The sequence below is a fragment of the Mesorhizobium sp. M4A.F.Ca.ET.050.02.1.1 genome (assembly GCF_003997725.1).
In the GTDB taxonomy this organism is placed as follows: domain Bacteria; phylum Pseudomonadota; class Alphaproteobacteria; order Rhizobiales; family Rhizobiaceae; genus Mesorhizobium.
In genome coordinates, this window is the sequence record NZ_RZSG01000355.1 from 1 (window position 1) to 5,950 (window position 5,950).

Genomic DNA, 5,950 nt, shown 5'->3' on the forward strand with positions numbered 1-5,950 from the left:
ATGTTGCTTTTCGTCTCGACCGCCGAGGTGTAGTCGACCGAGAAGCCGACGGCGAGCAGCAGCGGCGTCAGGATGATGATGAACACCGGCATCATCGAGCCGCGCCGCGAGCGCACGAAATCTCTTGTGTATCCGAACATTGTTGAGGTCCCCCAAACCAGGCCTGCCGAGGCAGCGGCGGATCATGCTCCAAACTGGTGGATTAATCTTTAAGGTGCGACTTATCTAGGCGCGGGGCGGGTTGGCGCGACTCCCCTTCTCCCCTTGTGGGAGAAGGTGTCGCCGAAGGCGACGGATGAGGGGTGTTCCAGGGAACGCCGACGTCTCACTCCGCTGGAACACCCTCATCCGTCTCGGCGCTGCGCGCCGATCCACCTTCTCCCACAAGGGGAGAAGGAGAAGAGCCCACCGCTTGCCCCTCAACCCCGCCCCTGCTAAAGCGCGCCGCATGACGACGCCCCTCGACCATATCCGCAATTTCTCCATCGTCGCCCATATCGACCATGGCAAATCCACGCTTGCCGACCGGCTGATCCAACTCACCGGCGGGCTGGAGGCGCGTGACATGAAGGAGCAGGTGCTGGACTCGATGGACATCGAGCGCGAGCGCGGCATCACCATCAAGGCGCAGACGGTGCGGCTGAAATACCGCGCCGACAATGGCGAGGACTATATCCTCAACCTCATCGACACGCCCGGCCATGTCGACTTCGCCTATGAGGTGTCGCGGTCGCTGGCCGCCTGCGAGGGCTCGCTGCTGGTCGTCGACGCCTCGCAAGGCGTCGAGGCGCAGACGCTGGCCAATGTCTACCAGGCCATCGACAACAACCACGAGATCGTCGTGGTGCTGAACAAGGTCGACCTGCCGGCGGCCGAGCCCGAGCGCATCCGCGAGCAGGTCGAGGAGGTGATCGGCATCGACGCCTCCAACGCCGTGCTGATCTCGGCCAAGACCGGCTTGGGCATCCCCGACGTGCTGGAGGCGATCGTCCACCAGCTGCCGCCGCCGCGCGAGGGCGATCTATCGGCCCCGCTGAAGGCGATGCTGGTCGATAGCTGGTACGACGCCTATCTCGGCGTCATCGTGCTGGTCCGCGTCATCGACGGCGTGCTGAAGAAGGGCCAGACCATCCGCATGATGGGCACCGGCGCCAAATATTTGGTCGAGCGCACCGGCGTCTTCACGCCCGCCCGCATCAATGTCGACGAGCTTGGCCCCGGCGAGTTCGGCTTCTTCACCGGCTCGATCAAGGAAGTGGCCGACACCCGCGTCGGCGACACCATCACCGAGGATCGCCGCCCGACGCAAAAGGCGCTGCCGGGCTTCAAGCCGGCGCAGCCGGTGGTGTTCTGCGGCCTGTTCCCGGTCGACGCCGCCGATTTCGAGGATCTGCGCGCCGCCGTCGGCAAGCTGCGCCTCAACGACGCCTCCTTCTCCTATGAAATGGAAACTTCGGCAGCACTTGGCTTCGGCTTCCGTTGCGGCTTCCTCGGCCTCTTGCATCTGGAGATCATCCAGGAGCGGCTGGAACGCGAGTTCAACCTCGACCTCATCGCCACCGCGCCGTCCGTCGTCTACCGCATGAACCTCAACGACGGCACGGTGAAGGAGCTGCACAACCCGGCCGACATGCCCGACGTGGTCAAGATCGCCTCGATCGAGGAACCGTGGATCCGCGCCACCATCCTGACGCCTGACGACTATCTCGGCGGCATCCTGAAACTCTGCCAGGACAGGCGCGGCATTCAGGCCGATCTCTCCTATGTCGGCAAGCGCGCCATGCTCACCTACGACCTGCCGCTCAACGAGGTCGTCTTCGACTTCTACGATCGCCTGAAGTCGATCTCCAAGGGCTACGCCTCCTTCGACTATCACCTGACCGACTATCGCGAGGGCGACCTGGTCAAGATGTCGATCCTGGTCAATGACGAGCCGGTCGACGCGCTGTCCATGCTGGTGCACCGCACGGCGGCTGAAAAGCGTGGCCGCCAGATGTGCGAGAAGCTGAAGGAGCTGATCCCGCAGCACCTGTTCAAGATCCCGATCCAGGCGGCAATAGGCGGCCGCATCATCGCCCGCGAGACCGTCTCGGCCCTGCGCAAGGACGTCACCGCCAAATGCTACGGCGGCGACGTCTCGCGCAAGCGCAAGCTGCTCGACAAGCAGAAAGAGGGCAAGAAGCGGATGCGGCAGTTCGGCAAAGTGGATATCCCGCAGGAGGCGTTTATCCAGGCGCTGAAGATGGGGGATTGAGGTCTGTGTAGACCGTCGAACGAGCAGCCGACAAAGACCCTCGGACAACATCAGGGATGGTGATGAGAATCTATCGGTTGACTTCCGATGGCCGGAAATGGCCGCCAGCACAGAAAGACGGGCTATTCGTTCTCGGGGATCCTGAAGCCCGGAACATCAAACACCTCAAAAAGAACGAGGTCCTCGTCCGAACCGAGGAAGAAGCAATTCGCCTGATCCTAAAGGGCTTCTCAATTCGCATCGAAACGAGGACTCGGCCGTCACTTGTTAGGCGCAATATCTTCATCGACGGGAAGCGTGTTAGCTGAGACAACCGACTTCACCCAAGGGCGTTCGTCCCAGCGCTTATGAGGGATTTCGAAATCAGTTGGCGGCCGCGTTCTGCCAATGGAGACAAGATAGACGTCGGCTGCGCTTTTGGCTAAAGAGTAGAATCTAGATACGCCGACTTCTCTCTTGGGTAATTTGAGTGACCCAACACTCTCCAAAATACAGCCTGAGAGCTCAAGATATCCTAAGGTATCTCACCGCCAAGCGACTGGAAGAGAAGTGGCGGAAGAAAACAAGATACGATCTAAAAAGACAAGTATTCCCGGACCCTGTGGAGTATCTCGATCTTCAGTCAAGCATCGATGCTGTGATTGCGCGAATACGATCGGCCATCCGTAGGGGGAATTTCGGTGTAAGCCAGCCCCGGCGCTACCATGTCGAAAAAACTCTCGGATTGTGCCGACTGATGGTTCAGACCTCGGTCGAGGCAGCCATCATACTGCAATGCCTTTCGGACAGGCTCTACAGCGACATCAAGAAACAGTCCCCGTCCAAAAACGCGTTTTTTGAGCCGCAAGATCACAGCTTCAAGCCGACCGACGAACAAGAGTACGGAACATTCAAATCATGGAAGAAATTTCAAGAAAAAATATTAGACTTTCGTGATGAAAACAAGTTTGTAGTCGTCACTGATATATCGAATTACTACGATTTCATCGATCTTGTACAGTTGCGGAACGTGATTACGTCTTTCGTGACGGTCCAAGAGTCGCTCTTTGATTTCTATCTTCATATAATATCCGCGCTCGCTTGGCGACCAGATTTCATGCCTCCACGTCAAATAGGTTTGCCACAAATCGATCTCGACGCACCAAGGCTGCTTGCTCACTGCTACCTATTTGAGTTGGATCGCTTTATGGAGCAGCGTTCTCAAAAGAATTATGCGCGGTTCATGGATGATATCGATGCAGGCGTGGACACCATCGAAGACGCGAAGAAGTTACTTCGAGATACTGATCTGGTATTGCAATCACGCAGTCTGAGATTGAATGCCGGTAAGACCCGGATATTGACTGCCAAAGAGGCCTATTCACATTTCAGAGTGCGGGACAATCGCTTCTTAGAGCAATTGGAGGCACGGCTGCTTGCAATGACCTCGGCGGGCGAGTCTATAGAAGCGAAAATTAAAAAGGTATCGCAGGTTTTCGAGGAACTATATAAACGCGGCTACTTCAAGGTGGGAAATGGTGAGAAGATAGTAAAAAGACTGATAGGTATATACAATAGGTTTTCGGCAAGAATTCCGGATATCCTGTTCGAATATTTTATGTCACTCCATCCTAATTTACGCGACTCGGCACTACGAAACGTAGGGATATGCGGTGTTCGTAAGGTCGATTTCGATAGGATTAAGGCCGTGTTTGAGCGAGGATTGGTTTGCGACGACTACTTCCGATTGATTCTTGCAAAACGCCTCGTAGAAGCCAAGATCGAATATGATGGAACAGAGGCAGGTTCACTGAAGGCGATCCTAACCTATTTTCCAAAGGACGATTTCTGCTCGGTCTACGCTGCGATCTGGATTCTTTCTCGGTTCGGATTAGCCAAAACCATTTTTAAGTTCCTTGAGGAAACAGAATTTGTTTGGACGAATGACGAGTCTCTATCTCGATTGGTTGCCGGAATGTGGCCGCGACTCAGGGAAAACAAGGAGGAATTTCCAAAGTATTATATCTATCTTGGCGAGCGGTTGCTGCCTAGTGGGGTGGAACTGCTTGAATTTCATAAAGAGCTGGAAGGAGAAGCGGTCAAATACAAACGCATCAAGTCAGTTATTGGCGCAAAAAACGATAGCGTGCCGCTAAAATGCACACACGAGAAGATGTTGGTTTTGCAGTCGGTACTCCGAAGTGCGGAAATCGCAGAGGGAGATAAAGCTAAGCTCACCAAGACGCATTCGTACATTATGTCTGAAAAAAGCTATTCGGCGGGCGGAGTCATATAGGAGCATTGCTCTCGCGTCGCGCGACGGATGTAGTCCCTTCACCATCCCCCCACATCGGCGTATCCTCTCCCCGGCTTTGGGGAGACATCACATGCGCTCGGACACCATCGCCGCAATCGGCCTCGCCATCGGCGGCGCGCTGGGCATGGCGGGCACTTTCGTTGCCAGCGACGCGCTGCGCGAGACGTTGTGGACCATCGACGGCGTGGGTGTCGTCGTTGCGGCGGCGCTGCTGACGATGAAATACCAGCGGCTCGGCAATGATCTCGTCGCGGCCGGCTTCCTGACCTTCCTCGCCGGCGAAAGCCTGCTTCTGGCCGGCAACGCGGCGGGGCTGCAGGCCAGCGTGCCTTCCTATGTCGGCGGCATCGCGCTGTGGGCGGCGGGGCTGGTCATGGTCAGCGCTCCGGCGACTTTCGCGCTCTGGACACGGCTCGCCGGGCTCGTCGCCGCCTTGCTGTTCACCGTCTCGGCGCTGATGATCCTGTGGGGCGCGCCGCTGCTGCCGACTTCGGCGCCGCTGCCGGCGATCGGCTATCCGTTCCTGGTCCTCACCTTCATCGGCTGGATCTGGACGCTGCTGAAACCCGAGCGGTGAGGGGCGGAAAAATGACCGCGCCGCTCGAACTCCACAACAGCGCAACGGGAAAAATCCTGCCGGCGATCGGGCCGCTGCTGATCGGCGCGATCTTCGCTTTCGGCGTGGTGCAGGGCATCGCGGCCGGGGCGAAAAGCGGGCATGTGCTTGTCATCGCGCTGCTCAGCGCGGGCTGCCTGGCGCTCGGCTTCTTCCTCGCGCGCGGCGCCTTCGACACCTCGGTGCAGGTCGTGCTGGACTCCCATGGTTTTCGAGACCGCCGCGCCGGCGACGTGCTGGTGCCGTGGACGAAGGTGCGGAGCGTGCGCCTCACCTCGGGCAAGGGTTCGGCCATGCTCAATTTCGAGCTCACCGAGGAGCCGCCCGACGCCATCAAATACGCGCCGGCCAATGTGGTGAACCGGATCCTACCGTTCGGCAAGACCATCGTGCACATGGAGGTCTCCTCGCTCGACGTGCGCGGCGACGACATGATCGATGCGATCCGCAAATTCGCGCCGCATGTGGTGGTGGATAGGTAGAGCTCCCCCTTCCCCCCTTGTGGGGGAAGGTGGATCGGCGCGCAGCGCAGAGACGGATGAGGGGTGTTCCAGCGGAGTGAGGCGCTGGCGACCGTGTCGCGCCTTTCGCCGCCGGCGGAGGTTTACGCCAAGCTGGAACACCCCTCATCCGTCCGAGCTTCGCTCGGCCACCGCCCGGCCCTTCGCAGGCTCAGGGCGTTCGAAGCTCGAAAAGCCAAGCAATTGGCTTTTTCGTCCGCTAACGCGGACCACTTCTCACCCCACAAGGGGAGAAGGGGCGGTCGCGCGGCTCCCCCACCCGC

The 5,950-nt window shown here is 58.5% G+C and carries 5 protein-coding genes; 4 read left to right on the forward strand and 1 reads right to left on the reverse strand.

The genetic code is table 11. From position 1 onward, the window contains the following. The coding region (locus EOA33_RS21250; RefSeq protein ID WP_348628253.1) for a pilus assembly protein TadG-related protein at window positions 1–140 on the reverse strand (140 nt) is incomplete at its 3' end. 308 nt (window positions 141–448) lie between these two features. Here EOA33_RS21250 and lepA point away from each other — a divergent pair. From lepA to EOA33_RS21270, 4 genes are all read left to right on the forward strand, one after another. Further along, the gene (gene lepA / locus EOA33_RS21255) at window positions 449–2,254 is read left to right on the forward strand and encodes a translation elongation factor 4 (protein WP_126057241.1); all 1,806 of its coding nucleotides are present in this window, start codon (window positions 449–451) and stop codon (window positions 2,252–2,254) included. Window positions 2,255–2,723: 469 nt separating this feature from the next. Further along, a complete protein-coding gene (locus EOA33_RS21260; RefSeq protein ID WP_126057240.1) occupies window positions 2,724–4,529 on the forward strand; it encodes an RNA-directed DNA polymerase in 1,806 nt (601 codons plus the stop codon). 91 nt (window positions 4,530–4,620) lie between these two features. After that, window positions 4,621–5,127: a hypothetical protein gene (locus EOA33_RS39160; RefSeq protein ID WP_189347921.1), complete on the forward strand. Its 507-nt coding sequence runs from the start codon at window positions 4,621–4,623 to the stop codon at window positions 5,125–5,127. An 11-nt stretch (window positions 5,128–5,138) separates the two neighbouring features. Next, window positions 5,139–5,648, forward strand: coding sequence for a hypothetical protein (locus EOA33_RS21270; RefSeq protein ID WP_126057239.1), 510 nt, complete (start codon window positions 5,139–5,141; stop codon window positions 5,646–5,648). The last annotated feature ends 302 nt before the right edge of the window (window positions 5,649–5,950 follow it).

Excerpts from the sequence above, each read along its gene's own strand:
- EOA33_RS21270 (WP_126057239.1), top strand. The coding sequence starts at position 5,139 with ATGACCGCGCCGCTCGAACTCCACAACAGCGCAACGGGAAAAATCCTG.
- lepA (WP_126057241.1), top strand. The coding sequence starts at position 449 with ATGACGACGCCCCTCGACCATATCCGCAATTTCTCCATCGTCGCCCAT.
- EOA33_RS39160 (WP_189347921.1), top strand. The coding sequence starts at position 4,621 with ATGCGCTCGGACACCATCGCCGCAATCGGCCTCGCCATCGGCGGCGCG.